This is a genomic window from Lentilactobacillus hilgardii DSM 20176 = ATCC 8290 (genome assembly GCF_000159315.1).
Lineage (GTDB): Bacteria > Bacillota > Bacilli > Lactobacillales > Lactobacillaceae > Lentilactobacillus > Lentilactobacillus hilgardii.
On record NZ_GG669992.1, the window covers coordinates 240,368 to 262,861 of the forward strand.

24 protein-coding genes are annotated in these 22,494 nt (G+C 38.2%); 22 read left to right on the top strand and 2 right to left on the bottom strand.

Going from position 1 to position 22,494, the window contains the following annotated elements:
• The first annotated feature begins 286 nt into the window (after window positions 1–286).
• From yaaA to dnaB, 11 genes are all read left to right on the top strand, one after another.
• Entirely contained in the window at window positions 287–517 is a 231-nt protein-coding gene (gene yaaA, locus HMPREF0519_RS01130; RefSeq protein ID WP_035444180.1) for a S4 domain-containing protein YaaA, read from the top strand.
• On the top strand, window positions 514–1,635 hold the full coding sequence (gene recF / locus HMPREF0519_RS01135; protein WP_003633913.1) for a DNA replication/repair protein RecF: 1,122 nt from the start codon (window positions 514–516) through the stop codon (window positions 1,633–1,635). Before yaaA ends, recF begins: the two co-directional genes overlap by 4 nt.
• Before the next feature lie 12 nt (window positions 1,636–1,647).
• The gene (gene gyrB, locus HMPREF0519_RS01140) at window positions 1,648–3,591 is read left to right on the top strand and encodes a DNA topoisomerase (ATP-hydrolyzing) subunit B (RefSeq protein ID WP_003550997.1); all 1,944 of its coding nucleotides are present in this window, start codon (window positions 1,648–1,650) and stop codon (window positions 3,589–3,591) included.
• A 90-nt stretch (window positions 3,592–3,681) separates the two neighbouring features.
• Entirely contained in the window at window positions 3,682–6,234 is a 2,553-nt protein-coding gene (gyrA, locus tag HMPREF0519_RS01145; RefSeq protein WP_003633915.1) for a DNA gyrase subunit A, read from the top strand.
• 146 nt (window positions 6,235–6,380) lie between these two features.
• Complete coding sequence (locus tag HMPREF0519_RS01150; RefSeq protein WP_003556662.1) at window positions 6,381–7,490, top strand: lactate oxidase; 1,110 nt, start codon at window positions 6,381–6,383, stop codon at window positions 7,488–7,490.
• Between the two features lie 232 nt (window positions 7,491–7,722).
• On the top strand, window positions 7,723–8,019 hold the full coding sequence (gene rpsF, locus HMPREF0519_RS01155; RefSeq protein ID WP_003551004.1) for a 30S ribosomal protein S6: 297 nt from the start codon (window positions 7,723–7,725) through the stop codon (window positions 8,017–8,019).
• Window positions 8,020–8,054: 35 nt separating this feature from the next.
• The gene (ssb, locus tag HMPREF0519_RS01160; protein ID WP_003551006.1) at window positions 8,055–8,576 is read left to right on the top strand and encodes a single-stranded DNA-binding protein; all 522 of its coding nucleotides are present in this window, start codon (window positions 8,055–8,057) and stop codon (window positions 8,574–8,576) included.
• A gap of 40 nt (window positions 8,577–8,616) precedes the next feature.
• The gene (gene rpsR, locus HMPREF0519_RS01165; RefSeq protein WP_003551009.1) at window positions 8,617–8,853 is read left to right on the top strand and encodes a 30S ribosomal protein S18; all 237 of its coding nucleotides are present in this window, start codon (window positions 8,617–8,619) and stop codon (window positions 8,851–8,853) included.
• Between the two features lie 197 nt (window positions 8,854–9,050).
• Window positions 9,051–11,063 carry a DHH family phosphoesterase gene (locus tag HMPREF0519_RS01170; RefSeq protein ID WP_190870477.1) on the top strand — a complete coding sequence of 671 codons (2,013 nt, stop codon included), beginning with the start codon at window positions 9,051–9,053 and terminating at the stop codon, window positions 11,061–11,063.
• A gap of 37 nt (window positions 11,064–11,100) precedes the next feature.
• The gene (rplI, locus tag HMPREF0519_RS01175; protein WP_003551013.1) at window positions 11,101–11,553 is read left to right on the top strand and encodes a 50S ribosomal protein L9; all 453 of its coding nucleotides are present in this window, start codon (window positions 11,101–11,103) and stop codon (window positions 11,551–11,553) included.
• 160 nt (window positions 11,554–11,713) lie between these two features.
• Entirely contained in the window at window positions 11,714–13,093 is a 1,380-nt protein-coding gene (dnaB, locus tag HMPREF0519_RS01180; RefSeq protein ID WP_003556669.1) for a replicative DNA helicase, read from the top strand.
• A 247-nt stretch (window positions 13,094–13,340) separates the two neighbouring features.
• Here dnaB and HMPREF0519_RS01190 read toward each other — a convergent pair whose 3' ends face one another.
• Together HMPREF0519_RS01190 and HMPREF0519_RS01195 are read right to left on the bottom strand one after the other, a co-directional pair.
• On the bottom strand, window positions 13,341–14,492 hold the full coding sequence (locus HMPREF0519_RS01190) for a site-specific integrase (RefSeq protein ID WP_003633923.1): 1,152 nt from the start codon (window positions 14,490–14,492) through the stop codon (window positions 13,341–13,343).
• Between the two features lie 50 nt (window positions 14,493–14,542).
• Window positions 14,543–15,403: a helix-turn-helix domain-containing protein gene (locus HMPREF0519_RS01195; RefSeq protein ID WP_040472603.1), complete on the bottom strand. Its 861-nt coding sequence runs from the start codon at window positions 15,401–15,403 to the stop codon at window positions 14,543–14,545.
• 152 nt (window positions 15,404–15,555) lie between these two features.
• Here HMPREF0519_RS01195 and HMPREF0519_RS01200 point away from each other — a divergent pair, with 152 nt between their 5' ends.
• The 11 genes from HMPREF0519_RS01200 (at window position 15,556) to HMPREF0519_RS01245 (ending at window position 21,946) form a co-directional block, all read left to right on the top strand.
• On the top strand, window positions 15,556–15,738 hold the full coding sequence (locus tag HMPREF0519_RS01200; protein WP_003633927.1) for a helix-turn-helix domain-containing protein: 183 nt from the start codon (window positions 15,556–15,558) through the stop codon (window positions 15,736–15,738).
• Window positions 15,739–15,742: 4 nt separating this feature from the next.
• A complete protein-coding gene (locus HMPREF0519_RS01205) occupies window positions 15,743–16,039 on the top strand; it encodes a hypothetical protein (RefSeq protein WP_003633930.1) in 297 nt (98 codons plus the stop codon).
• Between the two features lie 199 nt (window positions 16,040–16,238).
• Entirely contained in the window at window positions 16,239–16,937 is a 699-nt protein-coding gene (locus tag HMPREF0519_RS01210) for a Rha family transcriptional regulator (RefSeq protein ID WP_003633932.1), read from the top strand.
• 247 nt (window positions 16,938–17,184) lie between these two features.
• Window positions 17,185–17,343 (top strand): hypothetical protein, encoded by a 159-nt coding sequence (locus HMPREF0519_RS13800; RefSeq protein WP_003633937.1) that lies wholly within the window; start codon window positions 17,185–17,187, stop codon window positions 17,341–17,343.
• A gap of 39 nt (window positions 17,344–17,382) precedes the next feature.
• Window positions 17,383–17,622, top strand: coding sequence for a hypothetical protein (locus HMPREF0519_RS01215; protein ID WP_003633939.1), 240 nt, complete (start codon window positions 17,383–17,385; stop codon window positions 17,620–17,622).
• Window positions 17,623–17,637: 15 nt separating this feature from the next.
• Window positions 17,638–18,045, top strand: a complete 408-nt coding sequence (locus HMPREF0519_RS01220) for a hypothetical protein (RefSeq protein WP_003633941.1) — start codon at window positions 17,638–17,640, stop codon at window positions 18,043–18,045.
• A gap of 75 nt (window positions 18,046–18,120) precedes the next feature.
• Entirely contained in the window at window positions 18,121–18,801 is a 681-nt protein-coding gene (locus tag HMPREF0519_RS01225; RefSeq protein ID WP_003633943.1) for a bifunctional DNA primase/polymerase, read from the top strand.
• Between the two features lie 15 nt (window positions 18,802–18,816).
• Entirely contained in the window at window positions 18,817–20,289 is a 1,473-nt protein-coding gene (locus HMPREF0519_RS01230; protein ID WP_225429082.1) for a DNA primase family protein, read from the top strand.
• A gap of 445 nt (window positions 20,290–20,734) precedes the next feature.
• On the top strand, window positions 20,735–21,154 hold the full coding sequence (locus tag HMPREF0519_RS01235; RefSeq protein ID WP_003633947.1) for a hypothetical protein: 420 nt from the start codon (window positions 20,735–20,737) through the stop codon (window positions 21,152–21,154).
• Between the two features lies 1 nt (window position 21,155).
• Window positions 21,156–21,575: an HTH domain-containing protein gene (locus HMPREF0519_RS01240; RefSeq protein ID WP_003633949.1), complete on the top strand. Its 420-nt coding sequence runs from the start codon at window positions 21,156–21,158 to the stop codon at window positions 21,573–21,575.
• Window positions 21,576–21,586: 11 nt separating this feature from the next.
• Complete coding sequence (locus HMPREF0519_RS01245; protein WP_003633952.1) at window positions 21,587–21,946, top strand: hypothetical protein; 360 nt, start codon at window positions 21,587–21,589, stop codon at window positions 21,944–21,946.
• Window positions 21,947–22,494 lie beyond the last annotated feature (548 nt).

The window sequence follows — 22,494 nt, forward strand, 5'->3', positions numbered from 1 at the left end:
TTTTTTTTCTTCTAAAACAAGTTGAAACGTGCTTTAGAAATACATTATCAACTAATAAATTCAATCTTTATTTAATGCTCATAATCACTTTATCTCGGTCAAAATAAAAAAACACATAATTTCAACATATTTGCTCATATACGTGTTTTTTAGAAGCTTTTACGCTTTTTTGACAAAAGTGCCTAAAAATCAAAAAAACAGCTCAGAGTGCGTATAAACAGCCGCAGTCGTATACTTTTACGTAAAAATGGCGTATAATATGTATGTGTAAAAGGTGGGTGAAATTGTGAAAAAAGAAATTTTCATTGATAGACCTTATATTACTCTGGGCCAATTACTTAAAGAGGAATCGATTATCAGTAGTGGTGGTCAAGCCAAGTGGTATTTAAGGGAACATACTGTAAATATCAATGACGAGCCTGATAATCGCCGTGGTCGCAAGCTATACGCTGGAGATAACGTTGAGGTTCCAGATGTTGGCTTATTTTTTATTCGCTCAAAGCAGGATTCTGAATGAGGTTGAAAGATATTGCGCTGCATAATTTTCGGAATTACATTGATCAAACACTGCAATTTTCAGACGGAATTAATGTATTTCTTGGCGAAAATGCACAGGGGAAAACAAATTTACTTGAGGCCATTTACGTTTTAGCACTTACAAGGAGTCATAGAACGTCAAATGAGAAAGAATTAATTAATTGGCAAAGCCAAACTGCTCAATTAAAAGGTACAATTCAGAAACAATTAGGAAAAGTTCCAATAGAACTGGATTTAGGAACAAAGGGCAAACGTGCCAAGATTAATCACTTAGAACAAGCAAAATTATCAAGCTATGTTGGTCAATTGAACGTTATTTTGTTTGCTCCTGAAGATCTTTCAATAGTAAAGGGTGCACCACAAGTGCGACGTAAGTTTATGGATATGGAATTTGGCCAGATGAGTAATCGTTATCTATACAATTCCACCCAATATAAAAAAATTTTAAGACAACGAAATCGATATCTACGGGATCTTCAACATAAAATTCAGTCAGATAGGGTATATTTAGATGTTTTGTCGGATCAATTATCAGCATATGGTGCTGAAATTATTTATCAGCGGATACAGCTATTAAAAAAACTTGAAGGATTTGCAAAAAATGTTCATACAGAGATCTCTCAAGGAAAAGAAGCACTGACGTTTCTTTACCAGACTGTCGTACCTGACGAACAATTAACATCTATTGAAAATATTTATCAAAATCTACTAAAACAATTTGCAGATATCAAAGAAAAGGAAATTCAGCGCGGTACCACTCTCTTGGGGCCACATCGAGATGACCTTAAGTTTGCTATCAATAAAAAAGAAGTTCAGTCATTTGGCTCACAGGGGCAACAGAGGACAACCGCACTTTCAGTTAAACTTGCAGAAATTGATCTTATGAAAGAACAAACAAATGAATATCCAATTTTGCTATTGGATGATGTTTTGTCTGAATTAGACGATTATCGACAAACACATTTATTAACAGCAATCCAAGACAAGGTACAAACATTTTTGACAACGACAAGTTTAAGTGGTGTTCAACAGGAACTTCTTAGCAACCCAAAGATATTTAGAATTGCAAACGGCAAAGTAAATTTAGAAGAATCGTAAAGGAGACAGAACATGGCTGATCAAAAAGAAACAAAAAAAGAACTTGCAAATGAATATGATGCCAGTCAAATTCAAGTTCTTGAAGGACTGGAAGCTGTTCGTAAGCGTCCAGGTATGTATATTGGAACCACATCTTCTCAAGGTCTTCACCATCTTGTTTGGGAAATCGTCGATAACGGAATTGATGAGGCTCTAGCTGGATTTGCGACAAAGATTACTGTAACAGTTGAAAAAGATAATAGTATTACCGTGACTGATGACGGTCGTGGAATTCCTGTGGATATCCAAAAGAAAACAGGCAAACCTGCTCTGGAAACGGTGTATACGATTTTGCATGCCGGTGGGAAATTCGGCGGAGGCGGGTATAAAGTTTCAGGTGGTCTACACGGTGTTGGTGCTTCCGTTGTTAATGCCCTTTCAGAAGAATTGGACGTTGCTGTTACACGAAATGGGAAAGTCTATTATATGGACTTTTCACGTGGACATGTTACCACTCCAATGAAAGTGATCGATCATGTGTCAGATGATTTACATGGTACTAAGGTTCATTTTTTGCCGGATCCTGATATTTTTAGGGAAACAACGACTTTTGATATCAAAGTATTAACAGCCCGTCTTCGCGAACTGGCGTTTTTAAATAAAGGACTTCGGATTATTGTCCGAGACATGCGGCCTGAAAAACCAACAGAACAAGATTTCCTTTATGAGGGAGGTATTCGACACTATGTCGAGTATCTTGATAAAGATAAAGAAACATTGCTTAAAGAACCAATTTACGTTGAAGGCATGGATAATGGGATTACCGTTGAAGTGGCCATTGATTATTCTGAAGATTATCATAGTACACTTATGACCTTTACAAACAATATCCATACTTATGAGGGAGGTACTCATGAGGAAGGATTTAAGCGTGCTTTAACACGAGTTATCAATGATTATGCTCGTAAAAACAATTTGCTTAAAGACAATGAAGCCAACCTTTCTGGGGAAGATGTTCGTGAAGGAACAACTGCCGTTGTCAGCATTAAGCATCCTGATCCTCAATTTGAAGGACAAACTAAAACTAAGCTAGGAAATTCAGATGCTAGGACTGTTACAGATCGAATCTTTAGCGATCATTTTTCAAAGTTCTTAATGGAAAATCCGAAGTTGGCACGAAAGATTATTGACCGTGGGCTTTTAGCTTCTAAAGCGAGATCTGCTGCAAAGCGCGCTCGTGAAGTCACTCGTCGTAAAAGTGGCCTTGAAATTAGTAGTTTGCCCGGTAAGTTAGCTGACAATACCAGTAAGGATCCGAAAATATCCGAGTTGTTCATCGTCGAGGGTGATTCTGCCGGCGGTTCAGCTAAGCAGGGGCGTGCACGATTAACGCAGGCAATTTTACCAATTCGAGGGAAAATTTTAAATGTTGAAAAAGCAAGTATGGATCGAATTCTTGCTAACGAAGAAATCCGCTCCTTGTTTACTGCAATGGGAACTGGATTTGGTGACGATTTTGATTTATCAAAAATAAATTATCATAAGTTAATTATTATGACCGATGCGGATGTTGACGGTGCGCATATTCAGACGTTGTTATTAACCTTGATCTATCGTTATATGAGACCATTAATTGACGCAGGGTATGTATATGTTGCGCAGCCGCCATTGTATCAGGTGCGTCAAGGAAAAATGCAACGTTATATTGATTCAGATGACGATCTGAATCAATTCTTAGGAACCCTACAGCCATCACCTAAACCAGTTATTCAGCGATATAAAGGATTAGGCGAAATGGATGCTGAACAACTTTGGGATACGACAATGAATCCCGAAAATCGTCACCTTCTAAGAGTTGAGTCTTCGGACGCAGCAGAAGCCAACCACGTATTCTCAATGTTGATGGGAGATAAGGTTGAACCACGACGCGAGTTTATTGAAGATAATGCAACGTTTGTTGAAAATCTTGATATTTAATTAATCATAGAAATGTACGTTCTTAACGATGATTGCGTGACATTTACTAAGATAATGTTTCATGTGGAACATTACTGCTCTTAATTTTGAATGGAGGTAAAAAGTTTGGCTAACGAAACTAACCAAGGTGGGGATTTTCCGGGGAGAATCACGAATGTTGATTTGTCCAAAAAGATGCGAACATCATTTTTGGACTATGCAATGAGTGTTATTGTTGCCCGGGCACTTCCGGATGTCCGTGATGGATTGAAGCCTGTTCATCGAAGAATTCTTTACGATATGAATGAATTAGGCGTTACTCCTGATAAGCCATACAAAAAATCAGCCAGAATTGTTGGAGATGTTTTGGGTAAATATCATCCCCATGGTGATACGGCTGTTTATGAATCAATGGTCCGAATGGCACAAACTTTTAGTTATCGATATATGTTGGTTAATGGTCATGGAAACTTCGGTTCTGTTGACGGCGATGGTGCTGCGGCTATGCGTTATACTGAAGCCCGGTTAAGTAAAATCGCAATGGAAATGCTACGCGACATTAATAAAAATACAATCGATTTTGTTCCAAATTATGATGGTACCGAAAGAGAACCAAGTGTTTTGCCATCACGTTTTCCGAACCTCCTTGTAAATGGTGCCTCCGGAATTGCAGTGGGAATGGCAACGAATATTCCGCCACATAATCTTTCTGAAGTTATCAGTGCTATTCATGTATTAATGGATAATCCGGATGCTACAACAGCAGATTTAATGGAAGTGCTGCCAGGACCTGATTTTCCTACTGGCGGAGTTGTCATGGGTAAGTCTGGTATTCGAAAAGCTTATGAAACTGGCCGAGGTTCAATTATTTTACGTGCAAAGGTTGAAATTGAAGGTGAGGCGAGTGGCAAACAACGGATTATCGCTACTGAGTTGCCTTATATGGTTAATAAAGCCAAATTAATTGAACGAATTGCTGAATTAGCAAGAGATAAGCGAATTGAAGGTATTACAGATATCAATGATGAATCTGACCGAGAAGGAATGCGGGTTGTGATTGATGTTCGAAGGGATGCCAGTGCCGAAGTTATTTTAAATAATTTATATAAATTAACGTTGATGCAGACATCTTTTAGTTTTAATATGCTTGCAATTGTTAAAGGGACACCAAGAATCCTGAGCCTAAAAGAAATTCTTCAGTATTATCTGGAACACCAAGTTGAGGTTATTACAAGGCGAACAAAATATGAATTGCAAAAGGCCCAAGCAAGAGCTCATATTCTGGAAGGATTACGAATTGCCCTTGACCATATTGATGAAATCATCAAAATCATTCGAGGATCTCAGACTGGTGAAGTTGCTAAAAATCAATTAATTACGGGTTTTGGCTTAAGTGATAAGCAGGCCCAGGCTATTTTGGATATGCGATTGGTTCGTTTGACTGGCTTGGAACGCGAAAAAATTGATAAAGAATACAATCAGTTAATGAAAGATATCGAAGATTTTAAAGCGATTTTATCCAGTCGTGATAGAGTTAACCAAATTATTTATGAAGAATTGTTAGAAATTCAGAAGAAATTCGGTGACGAACGTCGAACCGAACTCTTAGTGGGTGAAGTTCTTAGTCTTGAAGATGAAGACTTGATCGAGGAAGAAGACGTCATTGTTTCGCTCACTCATAACGGATATATCAAACGATTACCAACGACAGAGTTTAAAGCTCAAAATCGCGGTGGTCGTGGTGTTCAAGGAATGGGTGTTCATGATGATGATTTTGTTGAACAGTTGGTTTCAACTTCGACACATGACGTACTGTTGTTCTTTACCGATGCAGGTAAAGTTTACCGTATGAAAGGGTATGAAATCCCTGAATATGGTCGTTCTGCAAAAGGAATCCCAATTGTTAATTTATTGAATATTAATTCTGGAGAAAAGATCGAAGCGGTTATTAATGTTTCTGATCGCAAAAATGATGTCCAAAAAGATCTTCTCTTTGTGACATTGTATGGAACAGTTAAGCGTACGCCTGTTTCTGATTTTGCAAATATTAGAAGTAATGGTTTAATTGCTATTCACCTTAAAGAGGGTGATCAATTAATTAATGCTTTGATTATTGATCAAAATCAAAACGTCATTATTGGAACCCATCTTGGATATGCAATGAGCTTTAATGCATCTGATGTTCGCTCAATGGGTCGTTCAGCTACTGGGGTTCGGGGTATTCGCTTGCGTGAAAATGATTACGTTGTCGGTGCCGATGTTTTGAATCCTGACAGTGAAGTCTTTATTATTTCTGAAAAAGGGTTTGGTAAACGAACGCCAGCTGCAGACTATCCGATTAAGGGTCGTGGCGGAAAGGGTGTCAAAACTGCCAATATCACAGAAAAGAACGGACCTCTTTCAGGATTAACAACTGTTAGTGGCAACGAGGATATTATGTTGATCACTGATAAAGGGGTTATGATTCGATTTGGAATAGAAGATGTTTCACAAACCGGCCGTTCTACTTTGGGGGTTCATTTAATCAGAATTGATGAAGATTCAAAAGTATCAACGATGGCCAAGGTGGAGAAACAAGAAGACGAAGCTAGCAGCGATGCTTCGAAAGGCAACCTTATGAGTAGCAATGGTGATACATCTGAAGATTCAGATTCAACTAACTAAATTAATAGACCGTTTTTAAGAAAGCAAAGTAAGTATTGGGATAATTCCATTATTTACTTTGTTTTTTTAGATAAAAATCTTTGACTTACTTTTTGTAAGTGATATTCTGAAATCAATCACTTTACGAAAAAGCTGAGGATTTTAAAATGGTCGTTGTAAATGGATACAAACAAAATGAAAATGAAAAGAAACTGAATGTTTTGAATTTAGATCAGTTGGAAAAACAGGCAAAGGAAATAATTCCAACCGGTGGTTTTGGTTATATATCCGGTGGCTCTGAAGATGAATGGACATTACGAGAAAATCGTCGTGCATTTACACATAAGCAAATTGTGCCACGAGCATTGACAAATATTGAGAAACCGGAACTGGAAACAAATGTATTTGGAATTCCACTAAAGACACCTCTTTTCATGGTACCGGCAGCTGCTCAGGGCCTTGCACATGTAAAAGGAGAAGTTGATACTGCTAAGGGTGTTGCTGCTGTGGGTGGACTAATGGCGCAGAGTACCTACTCTTCAACCTCAATTGCTGATACTGCCGCGAGTGGAACTGGTGCGCCTCAGTTTTTCCAGCTGTACATGAGTAAGGATTGGGATTTTAACGAGGCGCTTTTGGATGAGGCGAAAAGAGCAGGGGTTAAAGGCATTATTTTGACAGTAGATGCAACTGTCGATGGGTATCGAGAAGCTGACATTATCAATAACTTCCAATTTCCAATTCCTATGGCTAACCTTACTAAATACAGTGAAGATGATGGTCAAGGTAAAGGCATTGCTGAAATTTATGCTTCAGCTGCTCAGAAAATCGGTTCGGATGATGTTGCACGAATCGCAAATTATACGGATTTGCCTGTTATTGTTAAGGGAATCGAGTCACCAGAGGATGCACTTTATGCAATTGGTGCAGGTGCATCGGGCATTTACGTTTCTAATCATGGTGGCCGCCAATTAAATGGTGGTCCGGCATCGTTTGATGTATTGGAAGATGTTGCCAAAGCAGTTAATGGGAAAGTACCTGTTATTTTTGATTCCGGTATTCGTCGTGGATCCGATGTTTTTAAGGCGCTTGCTTCCGGTGCAGATTTGGTTGGAATTGGGAGACCAGTTATCTATGGATTAGCACTTGGTGGTGCTCAGGGCGTTCAGTCTGTATTTGAACATTTGGATCATGAGTTAGAGATTATTATGCAGTTGGCGGGTACCAAAACGATTTCTGATGTTAAAAATGCTAAATTGTTAAATATTCGATATTAACTCAACAAAATAAAAATGAATTCAAGTTCACATCTGACTTGAATTCATTTTTATTTATTTGAAGAAACAAATTCATTATTGCCGTATATAATTAATGTATCGTAAATCAATTTAGGCATATTGATCTTTTATCGGAAACATGTTACTATTCTTATTTGTGAGTATCTGAGTAAAAACAGAAACTCTCCTTGCTCTCGGGAAGGGAGCCATAAGTCCATAAGGAGGTGCAATCATGGAAGAAAAGAAATACGAAATCACTTACATCATCCGTCCTGATATCGAAGAAGCAGCAAAGTCTTCACTTATCGAACGATTTGACAAAATCGTTACTGACAATGGTGCTAAGATTCTTGACTCAAAAGACTGGTCAAAACGCCGTTTCGCATACGAAATCGGTGGCTACAATGAGGGAACTTATCATATTATCACATTAACAAGTGATAATGATACTGCCTTGAATGAATTTGACCGTTTATCAAAGATTAATGACGATATTTTACGTCATATGATCGTTGTTCGCGATGACTAATAAATCATTCTAACTATGAGAGGAGCAGATTCAGCATGCTTAATCGTGCAGTTTTAACGGGACGCCTAACCCGTGATGTTGATTTACGATACACACAGAGCGGAACGGCTGTTGGTACTTTCTCGTTAGCAGTAGATCGGCAATTCACTAACCAAAAAGGTGAACGTGATGCCGATTTCATTAACTGTGTAATCTGGCGTAAATCCGCTGAGAATTTTGCCAACTTTGTTCATAAAGGATCTCTTGTTGGAATTGATGGTCGTATCCAAACTCGGAATTACGAAAATCAACAAGGACAACGGGTCTATGTGACTGAAGTTGTTGTAGAGAACTTTGCTTTGCTTGAACCGCGTTCAGCACGGAACAACAATGCAAGTAATCAGCAAAACGGTAATGCTCCTCAACAAAATAACGGAAATAGTAATCCATTCGATAATAATAATTCGAACCCTAATAGTAGCAGTAACAATAATGGTGGCAATAAGAGTAATCCTAATGACCCATTTGCTAACTCAGGGGACTCGATTGATATTTCCGATGATGATTTGCCATTCTAAACTAGAAATGGTGAAGAGACTTTCATGAGGAGGAACTAACATGGCTCAACAAAGACGTGGCGGCCGTCGTCGCCGTAAGGTCGATTTTATCGCTGCTAATCACATCGAATACATCGACTATAAAGATGTTGATTTGTTGAAGCGTTTTGTTTCAGAACGAGGAAAAATTCTTCCTCGTCGTGTAACTGGAACTAGCGCTAAGAATCAACGTAAGCTTACAATTGCTATTAAACGAGCACGAATCATGGGCTTAATGTCCTTCGTTGCTGAAGACTAATAGTGTTTTATTAGGAGGTCTGGATAAAACTTCGGTTTTATTTGGACCTCTCTTTTATATTCATAAAGAAATACCATGCAACCATTATTGAAGATAAATGCAATAGATAATTGTATTTTGAAATTCTTCAGAAAAATTTAATCTTTATTTTATGGTAAAATAAAAACATTAAGCATAGTAATTCAAGAGGATAAAAAATGAAAAATTGGTTTTCTCGTAATAGTGGTGAACTACCACCATTTGTTCATAATCGCCGTTTGCGACGAATAATGTTATTTATCGCACTTATCGTAATCTATGGTGTGGTTATCTCGTTTTTATATAATATCGTGGCTTCAGTTATTCTTGTTATCATTAGTATTATGGGACTTATCTATACAATTGTGATGATGAATGAGATGAGTACGGATACAAATAGATACATTTCGGACTTGTCCTATCGGATTCATCGCGGTGAACAGGAAAGTTTGTTGGAAATGCCTATCGGTGTCATGATTTTAAATGAAAATGGATTGGTAGAGTGGACAAACCCATATTTTACTAGATATTTTAATAATGAAAATATTCTTGGAAAACGAATTGAAGATGTAGATCATGACCTACAACAGTTAATTATGAAGTATGGAGATTCTGATGAATTTCATACTGTTACTTGGCGTGACCATAAATTTACAATGCTGATTCAAAGTGAGTATCATTCCATTTATATGCTTGATATCACTCGGTATGCAAATTTGGAAGAAAGATATGAAGAAGAACAGATTTCAGTTGGGCAAATATTTTTAGATAATTATGATGAAATAACTCAGTCAATGACTGATCAGGAAATTTCTAATTTGAGTAATTATGTGACAAACGAATTAGCAACCTGGTCTAAAAAATACGGTATGTATTTGAAACAAATTGATGATGATCATTTTTTCTTATTGGCGTATGCCAAATCGTTGACCCAGATTGAAAATGATAAATTTAATATTTTGGATATCGTTCGTGAAAGTACATCTAAGCAAAATTTCCCATTAACACTTAGTATCGGAATCTCGTATGGAGAAGATGACTTAAATAGTTTAGCTGATCAAGCACAAAGCAATTTGGACTTGGCACTTGGCCGTGGTGGTGACCAAGTTGTCGTCAAATCTTTGGATGGTACGGCTAGATTTTATGGTGGTAAAACCAACCCAATGGAAAAACGGACTCGTGTCCGCGCACGAATGATTTCTCAAGCGTTAAATGAATTAATGGGGGATGCTGACCAGATATTCGTTCAAGGCCATACACGCCCCGATATGGACTCTTTAGGTGCTTGTATGGGGATTCGCCGAATTGCTCAAATGAATAATAAAAAATGCTGGATTGTTTTGGATAAAGAAAAAGTTCATTCTGATATTCAGCGACTTCTTGAGGCAGCAAAAAAATATCCGGAAATCAGTGACGCCATCATCACGCCAGCGGAAGCACTTTCCAAGGTAACAGATAGTAGTCTGTTAATTATGGTTGATCATTCCAAACCATCAATTAGTATTTCTCCGGATCTGTATCAGCGTATGACCCAGAAAGTGGTTATCATTGATCATCATAGGCGGGGAGAAGAATTCCCTGAAAACCCAATGCTGGTTTACATTGAACCTTACGCTTCTTCAACTTGTGAATTGATTACCGAAATGTTTGAATATCAACCACACGAGGAAGAACCCATTAACCGTATTGAAGCAACGGCTATGTTGACTGGGATCTTTATTGATACGCAATCATTCTCAATGAGAACTGGTACCAGAACATTTGACGCTGCTAGTTATCTTCGTTCAGCTGGAGCTGACTCAGTGGAAATGCAGCAATTAATGAAAGAAAACATTGATAACTATTTGCAGCGTAATCACCTTATTTCAATGGTTGAATTCTTCCATAAAGATATGGCCATGATTGTGGGTGAAGAAGATCGGGTTTATGATCCGGTAACGGCTGCTCAAGCTTGTGATTCATTGCTTACGATGTCAGGTGTTGATGCATCATTTATTATCACTAAGCGTTCAGACGATAAAATTGGTGTTTCAGCTCGGAGTACCGGCTCAATAAACGTTCAAATCATTATGGAACGAATGGGCGGGGGTGGCCATCTTTCAAGTGGAGCTACCCAAATTGAAGATAAGTCGATTGCGGAAGTCAAACAATTACTGCTTGAAACGATCGACTATATCGATGATAATGAATAGAGAAACCAAATTTTGAGGATAGTAGGAGTGATCTGTTGTGAAAGTTATTTTTCTAGAAGACGTCCGTGGTAAAGGTAAACGCGGTGAAGTTAAAGAAGTTCCAGACGGCTATGCTCAAAACTTTCTGATTAAAAATGGCAAAGCAAAAGCAGCTTCCCGTCAGGCAATGAGTCAGTTGAAGGGTCAGCAACGGGCTGAACAAAAGCGTGAAGAAGAAGAGCTTGAAGAGGCTAAGGCCGTTAAAACAAAGTTGGAAGATGACAAGACAGTCGTTGAATTAAAAGCCAAGTCGGGAACCGATGGCCGTTTATTTGGTTCAATTCCAAGTAAGCAGATTGCATCGGCTTTGGATAAACAGTATGGCATTAAGCTCGATAAACGAAAAATTGAGTTGGGCGAACCAATCAAGGTTGCCGGATATACTAATGTGCCGGTAAAATTACATTCTGAAGTAACTGCACGAATCAGAGTTCATGTATCAGAAAAATAATTGATAGGTTTGCAAAATGGGCTGGAAGCAAAACGATTAACATCATTTGTCTCCAGTCCCTTTTGTTTGGACAGTATTTAATTTTTATGTTAGAACAGTATGATTGATGTTTTTAAAACTACTAGAAAACCTGGGTTTAAGATTAAATTGGTGACTATTAATGAACAATGATTTAGTAAATCAGGTGCCACCTCAAAATATTGAAGCTGAAAAAGCGGTACTGGGATCAATCTTTCTGAGTACCGACGCTTTAATAGATGCGATGGAATACCTTGATCCAAATGATTTTTACAAGCATTCCCACCAGATTATCTTTCAGGCAATGGTTAAGCTAAATGATGATGACCAAGCCGTAGATGGTATTACGGTGACGGATATGCTTAAAGATCAAAACAATTTAGATGATGTTGGTGGATACCAATACATTACAGAGCTGGCAAATGCGGTGCCAACAGCGGCAAACGTCACTTATTATGCAAAGATTGTCAAGGACAAAGCCATTTTAAGACGTTTGATTCAGACGGCTACAAATATTGTGACAGATGGTTATAATACCGATGAAGACGTTACAACTGTTTTGGATAACGCTGAACGTGATATTATGAATGTCGCGGAGGATCGTAATCAGTCTGGTTTTAAAGCGATTAAGGATGTTTTGAACTCGGCGTTTAATAAGATTGATGAATTATCGCAGGAAGGTGAAACCGTAACTGGGCTTTCTACCGGATATCCTGAACTTGATAAAATTACGACCGGACTGCACAATGATGAATTAGTCATTTTAGCTGCTCGGCCGGCCGTTGGTAAAACGGCGTTTGCTTTAAATGTGGCTCAAAATGTCGGAACCAAAACAGATAAAACCGTTGCTATTTTTAGTTTGGAAATGAGTGCGGAATCCTTGGTAGACCGGATGTTATGTTCTGAAGGCAGTATTAATGCAAACCATTTGAGAACAGGTCAATTAACCGAAGATGAATGGCAAAACCTTGTTGTTGCAATGGGGAGTTTATCACGAGCCAACATTTTTATCGATGATACTGCAGGCATTAAAATGTCCGAAATTCGCGCTAAGTGTCGTCGGCTGGCTAAAGAAAATGGTAACTTAGGACTTATTGTAATTGATTATCTTCAGTTAATTGAAGGCGGTCAACAAGAAAACAGACAACAAGAAGTTTCATATATTTCTCGACAACTAAAAAAATTGGCTAAAGAATTACACGTGCCGGTTATTTCTTTGTCACAGCTCTCTCGCGGTGTCGAGCAGCGTCAGGATAAGCGACCAGTACTATCGGATATTCGTGAATCGGGTTCTATCGAACAAGATGCCGATATTGTTGCTTTTCTTTATCGTGATGATTATTATGAGCGAGATGATGACGATGATAGTGATTCTCAGGGTGCTGACGATGAAAATGATGTTGGTGAAGTTGAGGTCATTATTGAAAAAAACAGATCAGGTCCACGGGGAACGGTTAAACTATTGTTTGTAAAATCTTATAATAAATTTTCTTCCATCTCTTATGCACAAGATGGTGGATAGTTATTTTGTCGTTGTTAGTCAAAAACAAAGAAAGACCGGGGCAAGCGTCCCAGTCTTTCTTTATCATCAGTATAAAAAATAACAACCACGGCATTGAAGCGGCGTGGTTGTTATTTAGTGGTTTATGTAATATAGTGGGCAGTCAGGGTATTGAACCCAACTTTTTAGAAACCTGCTATCTTACAGTGTTCATGCGACTTTTCGCCAAAATAATTCTTAAAATGCTTACCGATTTGCTTACCATTGACTAAAAATCGAGGTAATTTGCTAACTTTTCGGCTGCTTGATTATCTTGTTTTTTGGTAACGTGGGTATAAATATTTAAAGTAGTTTGAGCATCCTCATGACCTAATCGAGTTTGAACTTCTTTAATGGTTGCCCCGGCCTCAAATAACATACTTGCAGAAGTGTGCCGGAAACCGTGAACGGTTATCTTTTTCAGGTTGTGGGCTTTAATAATCTTATTCAACCATTTAGCGGGTGTGTTTAGTGATTTAAACCCGTTATTACTGTTAGCAAAGATCAATTGACCACGTTGAATCGTATTGAATCCCAGCATTAAATATTCGCGCCTTTGTCGGGCACGCCATTGTTTTAGGTAATTAAGCGTAATTTTGTCTAAAGCAATGACCCGCTGACCTTTCTTGGTTTTCGGTGGTTGAATGATCTGCTTACCACGCATTCCTTGAGTTAATGTTTTGTTGATACTTAGTGTTGATTTGCTAAAATTAACATCATTCCAAGTTAAGGCTAAACATTCACCACGGCGGACACCCGCAAAGGCTAGAACTCGAAATAGCGTGTATTTCTCTAATTCCTCTTTAGGATCAATGTAACTAAAGAATTGGGCAAGTTGCTGTTTATCCCAGAAGTTTTCCGGCTTTTCACCCCAAGTTTCTTTACGTTTAGGGATGGTAATCATCTTAGCGGGATTATCACCGTGCATATAGCCGTGTTTTAGGGCGTAATCAAAAATAGCCATTGTATATTCATACCACCGCTTATAGTTGTAAGTTGCCTGCTTGAACCACTTATTAACTGCTCGTTGAACTTGAGCAATGGTAATAGTACGAATCCTTTTATTTCCCAGTTCTGGTAAAATGTGATTCTCAAACATCCCTGCTGTTCGACAATATGTGCTAACTCGGACAGTGTTAATATATCCTTGATACCATTGTTCATAAACTTGTCTAAACAGAATATTACTTTCTTGATGGAAGTCACCTTGACTAATTGATAATTCCAATTGATTAGCTGCTAAGGTGGCTTCTTTTTTTGTTCTAAAGCCTCTTTTCATGATTCGCTTTGGTTTACCCGTTTGAGGATCTAAACCAGCGTAGACCTGAAATAAATAACGTTTGTTGCCATTCTTTAAGGTGTAACCCTTGATACTTGCCATAATTACCGTTCCTTTCAGCGCCAGCTCGTGAACGGTATGTAAACTGAAAGCTATTTACCTTTATGCTGTTTATCTGATAACTTTGTTAAATTTGGATGCGTTATTTGTCGAAAAGTATCATCCTCAATTGTATGTTCTTGTTCATATTGCTGTTCGATTCCGTCTGACTCGTCATCCATGGAAATAACCATTCCAGAGAACGCCATGTATTCAAAGTGGTATTTTTCGGGATTTAGTGCGCTTTCTGTTCCAAGGTTCCAATTAATTATTATTTGGTATCGTGTTTTACTATCAATGTCAATATTGGAATTACTAATAAAATTCATTATTATTTGTTTTCCAATATAGGCCATTAGACTTTTTTTGAGGCTTTTAAACAGGCCAACTGTTTCACCAAAATTCATTAACATATTGTTAACTCTTATTTCGTGCAGTACCGATTGATTGATTTTGTTTTTCAACAAATCAATATCCTGTTTATTAACCCATTCGAGCGAGAAAGATAAATTCTTTTTAAGCAGGTTGTTTTTAGATGTATTTAACCCCTCTGTTAATCTTTCAGATTCGATTTTATTGAAACTCACAATAAATATGGCAACTTCTAAGTCAGTTTTATTGTTAAGGGTTCTTTCGTATTGGATACCAACAATTCTATTTTCGTCCGTATTTATTTTTTCCCCGCTTAATTCAATAAATTGAAATTTCTCTGTAGGTATTGTCCTTGATATTAATTCAGAAATCCCGATGTTAAAAAAAGTACATAAAGTCTCAAGGGTATCAAATTGAATTCCCTTGCTTTTCCCATTGTATATATTCGTTAATGTTGGTCTTGAAATCCCTGTTATCTTTGACAATCGGTTGATGCTAATTTTTGAAGCGTCAACATATCTCTTTAAATTAACAGTTATCAAACAATTACCTCCAAATTGCAAACTATATGTTCACCAAATATCATACAACTTGTTATTATTATTGACAATGGAAAATAATCAATATAGCATGTAGTTATTAATTACAATAAAACGTAATTATGTGAATATATAATTTACAATAAGGGGCGAAAATGCCAGCAAATAAAAAAATTAGAGAGGAAATTCAAAGAAACGATTTACTGAATTGGGCAGTTGCTACCCAAATAGGAATTGCAGACACAACACTTTCAAGATGGTTAAGAACTCCATTAAATCAAGAAAGACGTAAACGTGTTGAAAAGGCAATCAAGGAACTTACTAAAGCAAAGGAGTGACAGCATGCAGGAACCGTTAAAAGTAACCTTAACCAGTGAAGACAGTGAACAGCTAAGACGTGAGGTGTTTGCGGTGATGTCGGAAGCTGTTCAACAGGTCAGAAACAATGCGATTCAAGCACCAGAATGGTTGAAAGGAAAATCCGGTGTGGCCAAGTACCTTTCAGTTGGAACAGATACGGTTACCGGGATGGTTAAGTTGGGGTTGCCGGAACATCATACAAAAGCATCCCCCAATATCGCCTTCTTTAAGAAGGCGGAAGTTGATAGTTTTCTCTTGAATGACGGTTTAATCAAATAAAAACACAAGTCGCCAGCTCGTGAACAATCGTCAAGAAAGAATGTAACACATACAAAAAGCCCGCTGAAATTAATCAACGGGCGGTAGTGGGTAAGTTTTCTATGTTTAGTTTTGAAAGGAATGATGCCATTCCCCTTGTGGAACAAGTCTATTATATCGCAATATCATGCTACTAACACGTTGAAAGAAGGTTAATCAGATGAAAAAGGAAATTGTGTTTCTAAGCAGTCAGGCTGTTTATGCTGACACTTTTACAACTAGTGATGTGATTGCAAAATATGCCGGTTCATCGCACAAGACGGTGAATGAATTAATTCGTAGGTATAAGAACGACCTTGAAGAATTAGGGGTACTTCCATTCTCAATGGAGTTACCCCTCAAAGGAAGTAAAGGTGGTCATCCTCGTAAAGTGTGGCGTTTAAATGAAGAACAAGCAACGCTGTTAATTACCTATATGGGAAATACAAAACTAGTTAGACAGTTTAAAAAAGTATTGGTTCATCAATTCTTTGCAATGAAACGGGTACTTTATAAAAAACAAGTGCAATTCGAATTGGGTAAACATTTTTCCAAAGATCTACATCAAGCGATTGCTGAAAGTCCCCATTTGGATGAACATCATCACTTGTATGGAAATGTTAACAAATTAATCTACAAGCAGGCGCTCGGCGTTTCAACGAAGACGTTAAGGCAACAGCGGGACATCCCTAAAGATGAACCCATTACCCATTACCTTAATAGCAATGAAGCCGGTGCGGTTAAACGAGTTAAGCAACAAGTCCAGATCTTGTTAGGGATGCATTTAGATTATCAGCAAATTAAAGACGCTTTGCAGGTTCAGGGCATTGTTTATCAAATAACCTTACCGGCTAAGCAACTTATGAAAGAAGGTCATTAGGATGTTAATTGCCGAGATTGGCGCATGGATTTTGTTTTTGGTGAAGTTTTTAACTGCTTTTGGTTTAGGAGTCGTGGCCAAGAGTATGTACGATCATCCCCACGACTGGTTTGATTAAGAAATGAGGTTACGGAAATGACCAACGAGGGCACAAAAATAGACCGTTCAACTTTGGCGAGTAACGGTCTAACACATTCCCATATTTTTGTGCCCTTTTATTTTAACAAAGTAAAGGGAGTAATTAAAGATGAAACAACTAGATTTTAGAATGGTAGAAGCCCAAATGAATCAATTAAACACGGATACACTCGGTTACATAGCAACCGTTAAGCTTATTCAAGATGCTTTGGCGCGCTACTTAGAAACCCATAATATGGATTCAAAGCATTATGACAAAACCAGCTAAGCTTATCAATTGAAGAAGTACAGAAAGTGGGGTAATGGCATGCGTAACCGGCAACAGGAACTATTAAACGAGTCTTTACAAGAACTCACTAATTTAAAAGCAGAACTTAAATTATTAACCGCAGAAGTCAATACCTTAAACCAGACCCCGCCTTGTAAGCGGGCTGATGTCCGATATTTACTTAACAGTCTCGTGATTAATGTTGAACATGCTGAACAGGCTGTCCAAACCACCCAGCAGTTAACTGTCGGGATTCCCATTTTAGGCACTGTGGATTAGAGAGGAGTTAGCAAGATGAAAGATGATCGCATTATTTACCCGGAGTTAGTGGAGCAATCCCATGCTTATTTGTTATCACGGGGCGTGGATGTTTCTAAGGATGTCGTTTACCGCCATATGATCAAGAGTCATTTGATCGACCAGAACGGTCAGCCGACCAAAAAAGCGATTGATGAAGGACTGGTATCAGAAGCCAATGACCCGAATTCGTTAGCCCTCTTCAAAGCCCAGAATCCATTATTCTTACCCTATGATGATCGTCACTTTATTTGGGTGGCCGAATCACAGGAATGGGCAGCCGATTTATTTGTCGCCAAAGATGTTTCTAAACGGATTATAGATGGGCGGGCAATTGGAAATAAACACCATGCACAAGCCGTTTTGAAATATCTTGAGAAGCAAGAAGGTGATAACCATGAATGAGTTAACTAGTATCGCCCATAAGCTAGCCAAACAAGGCCTAAAGGCTTCCCTTTACAAGCTAACAGCAAGCGCCCAGTGACCGCCCACGGTTATTTGGACGCTACTGATAACCTAATCCAACTTGGTGAATGGTTTGATAATGACCGGCAGTATAATCTTGGCTTGCGGTTGGCTGATACAGGCATAGTTGTGGTGGATATTGACCATCACACCCAAATAGACGGCCGCAAGGTGTTAAAGCAGTGGCAAGCCAAGGGGATGACCCTCATCCCCCAATATGCTGAACAAACGCCCCACGATGGCTTACATTACTTCTTTAAGACTAATCAAAAGCTACCGGATAAAGTGATTGTTCCTAGTATTGAACTCAAAACCAAACAAATTATGATGGCGCCTAGTCAGCTTGACGGCAAGCCCTATCAAACGATTAAGGGCACTGATTTGACTCGTTTAAGCCCATTGCCGGCGTGGTTGGTTAATCTGTTAACAAGTCAGCAAACCGCTCACAAGACCTTACAGCATCGTTTATATAAGTCGTGGACAGGTAAGCTATTAGATCAGCTAGTAACCGGAACTGATCAAGGACAACGCAACATCTATTTAACATCCCTGTTAGGTAAATTATTGCATACCGGTTGTGATGGTGATACTGCGTACAGCTTGTTGGTTTTTGCTAACGAACATTTAACGCCGCCGTTACCCGATCAAGAAGTTAATACAATTTTTAAATCCCTTTTAAAACGGGCATTAAAGTAAGTGAGGTGATCAATTTTGGACAGTGAGGCGCAAATGTTAGCCCAGCAATATGATCAGACAGTCAATCATCCGCATACTCTAAAAGACAAATTAATGATGGATGTCCAGACATGGCAACTTGATCATCAAACCAAAGCCCAAGCGAAGAATGACACCTTGCCTCGTTTAACAACATTAGCCGGTTCGCAAATTATGCAACGTCATTTTATAACCTGTTTATTTTCTGATAATGAAAGTGCTCGGTTAGCCATTTACTTACCGCACGAAGGTATTTATACCCAGAATTACCGATACATTAAACGGTTGATCGGTATGATGTATGCTCCCTTTAATGAGCGAGAGGCCGAGGAAGTTATTTATCATTTGATTAATTGGGCGAAGGTTAAAGAACCAACCGTTGACCGCTATTTAATTCCGGTGGCCAATGGAATTTGGAATCTCCACAGACATGAGTTAATCCCCTTTAGCCCTGATTATGTGTTTACTACTAAGATAGCAACGAAGTATGTCAATAATCCAGTTCCACCAAACATTAACGGCTGGACAGTGGATGGCTGGTTAAATGAGATTGCTAATCATGACCCCGAAATTGTTAAATTGCTTTGGGAAATTATTAACGACAGCTTAAACGGTAATTTCACTCGCAAGAAAGCCATCTTTTTATATAGCGAAAAGGGAAATACTGGTAAAGGAACGTTTCAACAGTTGATCCAAAATTTAGTTGGCAAAAGTAATGTGGGGTCTTTGAAAGTTAACCAGTTTGATGAACGGTTTAAGCTAGCGCTATTAGTTGGTAAAACGGTTTGTATTGGGGATGATACCCCACCGGATATTTATATCAAGGATAGCAGTAGTTTTAATTCTGTGGTAACCGGGGATTTAGTCACAATTGAGTATAAGGGCCAAGATGGTTTTACAACAACCTTAAGGTGTACGGTCATTCAATCTTGCAACGGATTACCAAACTTCCATAACAAGGGTGGCACAATGCGGCGCATGATCATTGTCCCGTTTAATAACCACTTTGAAGGGAGTAATGACAATTGGGATATTCGGGACGATTACATGAGCCGTCAAGATGTCTTACAGTACGTTTTGTATCGGGCTTTACAGCTTGATTTTAAAAAGTTTGATGTCCCAACGGTTTCTAAGCAGGCATTAAGTGAGTTTGAGAAAGACAATGACCCATTAATCGGGTTCCGAGAATTCTTTTTGAGTTTAGAGGTTGATAAGATTCCAACATACTACGTGTACGAATACTACAAGAAATATTGTCAGATCAATGGACTAAAAGCTTTAGGACAGAATAAATTTATTCGCCGACTATTACCACTCATTCCGGATTATACCAAAAGGAAAGCTAAAGCTACTCACGAGGTTTTTCAACAAGCTAATCGGTTTAAAACACAAGACGAAATAACAGTGTATGTTAGGATGCCTGAAATTGGTAAAGGGTATCAATGTTTAATCAAAAAAGTAAAAAAGTAGAAGTGAGTTAGGGTCAAATGTGGAACTCTGGAACCAATCATGGCTAATCCCTTTAGTATCAACGGATTCAGCGGTTCCACATTTGAAATAAAAGTGGAACCAAAAGTGGAACTAATCACGGCTAATCCCTACGGCCTCTAAGGATGATCTACGGTTCCAGAAAGTTCCAGATATTTATGGAACTTTGAAAAAAGTACCAGAACTGACTTAAAATGTGGAACCTGACCAGCAATCGAGGAAAATGTTGTTGTATCAACGTTTAAACGCCTTAAATCATCAAAAGTTCCATAATTGGTTCCATTTTGTTTTTAAAAGTGGAACCATGAGATGCCTTGGGGCACAAGCGATACAGCCGAAAAGTTCCAGAGTTCCACATTTACCCCTACTTTACTTTTATATTTATATGTTTTTTAGTCATTTATTTGCCAAAAAGGAGTGATGATTGATGAACGAATTAGAATTTAAACAAACCAAATTGCTTAAAAGAATCCAGAATCATGAAATGATGTTATCACCGTCATGTGTTAGCGGTTATTATAATCGGACGACTGATAATAACCCGCTAGATTTTACCAAGTTATCGGATAACGAAAAAATAACTTTAGTAAATTGGATTGTTACCGTTTTTAAACCAATTAAAACGGTTAACAAATGGCACAGTTCTTACGGATTGAAACACTTGTTTGAACATGCTCCGTTGGGCTTCTATGTTAAAAATGGGGCGTTTAAAGGAGCAATGCTGATTGCTGGTTTTGAACCGGTTGACCCTAATGAACTTAATTGGCGCTTTAAAATTTCAGAGGTCAGCATTGATAATTCAGAAATAGCGAAAGCATGGGATTTTACCAGCAAAGGGGACAACTAACATGCGTAAATTAACCGAAACCGATATTCAAGTATTGCGGTTGTTGAAAAAAGGCGCTGATAATAAAGTAACCAAACGCCAATTAATGGATAAAGCCAAAATAACCGCTCGTAACTTGTATGATGCCATTGAAGCGTTACGTTCGTTAGGTATTCCCATCATGGCTAGTCGTAACGTCAAGGATCCCGGATACTACATTGCCCAGACCAAAGATGAAAAGATTAACGGGATTGCCCAGTATAAGAAACAAATTGCTACGGAACGGCACAACTTAGCTTTACTTGAAAAGGCTAGCATTGACGACTATTTGAATAATGCCATTAAAAGCCCTGATTTTTGGCGGTTGTATGGTCATGATTTAATCAAGGTAACCAATATTACAGATCATTCAGTAACGTTTAAAATTAAAAGTACACTGTGAGGGGATGAAACATGAAGAATAATGAGTTAATGCCATATTTTGCTGAACTATTGGAACAGCGAAACACCTTGATTCATCAGAATAGAATTTTGAACCGTCTCAACCGAACCATTGAGATTAACCGGCAAGCCCTTTATCAATTAGATGCTAATATCGATCAGTTATTGGCCAAAGATTGGCAAATGACCATGCGCTACCACCGGTTGTATGACCATCTAAAAAGCAATTGGGTAGAGTTGAACGATGAATTAGAGCAAGTCACCCGTGACTTATGGTGCCTCACACAAGACCAAGTTCCCCTTGATTATTCAAAGGTGACTCCCAAACAGCACCAGTTAATTAAGCAAGAGTTTGCCAAATATCATCGATAGTCGCAAGCTAAAAGCATCCGTCAGTAAACGGGTGTTTTTTTATGCTGACATTTCTGACACCTTAAAAAGAAAAAATCTTAATTTCTCGGCGCTTACAATTCCATCAGTGGTGTTTTACATCTACTTGTGATGTAACGATATCTCTTTTACTATCAAAATGAACTCATAAATGGTTTTGATCATGCAATAAAATCACAACTTCGAGAACTTTTATTTGGGGATGCGTAACAGTTATAGACCTTGATGTTATAATATTTGCCAACCTTTCGGCTTAAGCAATTAGCAGTTAAAAATTGAATGATTTAATTTGGTAAAAATGACAAGGTTTTGGCAAGGTAAAAACCTTATAAAACCCCATATTTTTTTGAGAGTCATGCACCTAAAACACTGCACCCTAAAATGCAACGTGTTGCACCCTTTTTTATTGTGTTGCATATACTTAAACCCTTGGTAATACTGGTATTAGGTTGCTTTATATGTTGCTTTTTTACATCAAGAATTGGTAAGATTTGTCGAGAGAATTGTTGAGATATGTCCACGTTATGGTG

Coding starts and splice junctions, on each gene's coding strand:
- HMPREF0519_RS01205 (WP_003633930.1), top strand. CDS start 15,743: ATGCAGGAACCGTTAAAAGTAACCTTAACCAGTGAAGACAGTGAACAG.
- rpsR (WP_003551009.1), top strand. CDS start 8,617: ATGGCTCAACAAAGACGTGGCGGCCGTCGTCGCCGTAAGGTCGATTTT.
- HMPREF0519_RS01215 (WP_003633939.1), top strand. CDS start 17,383: ATGCGTAACCGGCAACAGGAACTATTAAACGAGTCTTTACAAGAACTC.
- HMPREF0519_RS01235 (WP_003633947.1), top strand. CDS start 20,735: ATGAACGAATTAGAATTTAAACAAACCAAATTGCTTAAAAGAATCCAG.
- HMPREF0519_RS13800 (WP_003633937.1), top strand. CDS start 17,185: ATGAAACAACTAGATTTTAGAATGGTAGAAGCCCAAATGAATCAATTA.
- HMPREF0519_RS01200 (WP_003633927.1), top strand. CDS start 15,556: ATGCCAGCAAATAAAAAAATTAGAGAGGAAATTCAAAGAAACGATTTA.
- HMPREF0519_RS01220 (WP_003633941.1), top strand. CDS start 17,638: ATGAAAGATGATCGCATTATTTACCCGGAGTTAGTGGAGCAATCCCAT.
- HMPREF0519_RS01210 (WP_003633932.1), top strand. CDS start 16,239: ATGAAAAAGGAAATTGTGTTTCTAAGCAGTCAGGCTGTTTATGCTGAC.
- HMPREF0519_RS01150 (WP_003556662.1), top strand. CDS start 6,381: ATGGTCGTTGTAAATGGATACAAACAAAATGAAAATGAAAAGAAACTG.
- gyrA (WP_003633915.1), top strand. CDS start 3,682: ATGGAGGTAAAAAGTTTGGCTAACGAAACTAACCAAGGTGGGGATTTT.
- gyrB (WP_003550997.1), top strand. CDS start 1,648: ATGGCTGATCAAAAAGAAACAAAAAAAGAACTTGCAAATGAATATGAT.
- recF (WP_003633913.1), top strand. CDS start 514: ATGAGGTTGAAAGATATTGCGCTGCATAATTTTCGGAATTACATTGAT.
- ssb (WP_003551006.1), top strand. CDS start 8,055: ATGCTTAATCGTGCAGTTTTAACGGGACGCCTAACCCGTGATGTTGAT.
- HMPREF0519_RS01190 (WP_003633923.1), bottom strand. CDS start 14,492: ATGGCAAGTATCAAGGGTTACACCTTAAAGAATGGCAACAAACGTTAT.
- HMPREF0519_RS01240 (WP_003633949.1), top strand. CDS start 21,156: ATGCGTAAATTAACCGAAACCGATATTCAAGTATTGCGGTTGTTGAAA.
- HMPREF0519_RS01245 (WP_003633952.1), top strand. CDS start 21,587: ATGAAGAATAATGAGTTAATGCCATATTTTGCTGAACTATTGGAACAG.
- rpsF (WP_003551004.1), top strand. CDS start 7,723: ATGGAAGAAAAGAAATACGAAATCACTTACATCATCCGTCCTGATATC.
- dnaB (WP_003556669.1), top strand. CDS start 11,714: ATGAACAATGATTTAGTAAATCAGGTGCCACCTCAAAATATTGAAGCT.
- HMPREF0519_RS01170 (WP_190870477.1), top strand. CDS start 9,051: ATGAAAAATTGGTTTTCTCGTAATAGTGGTGAACTACCACCATTTGTT.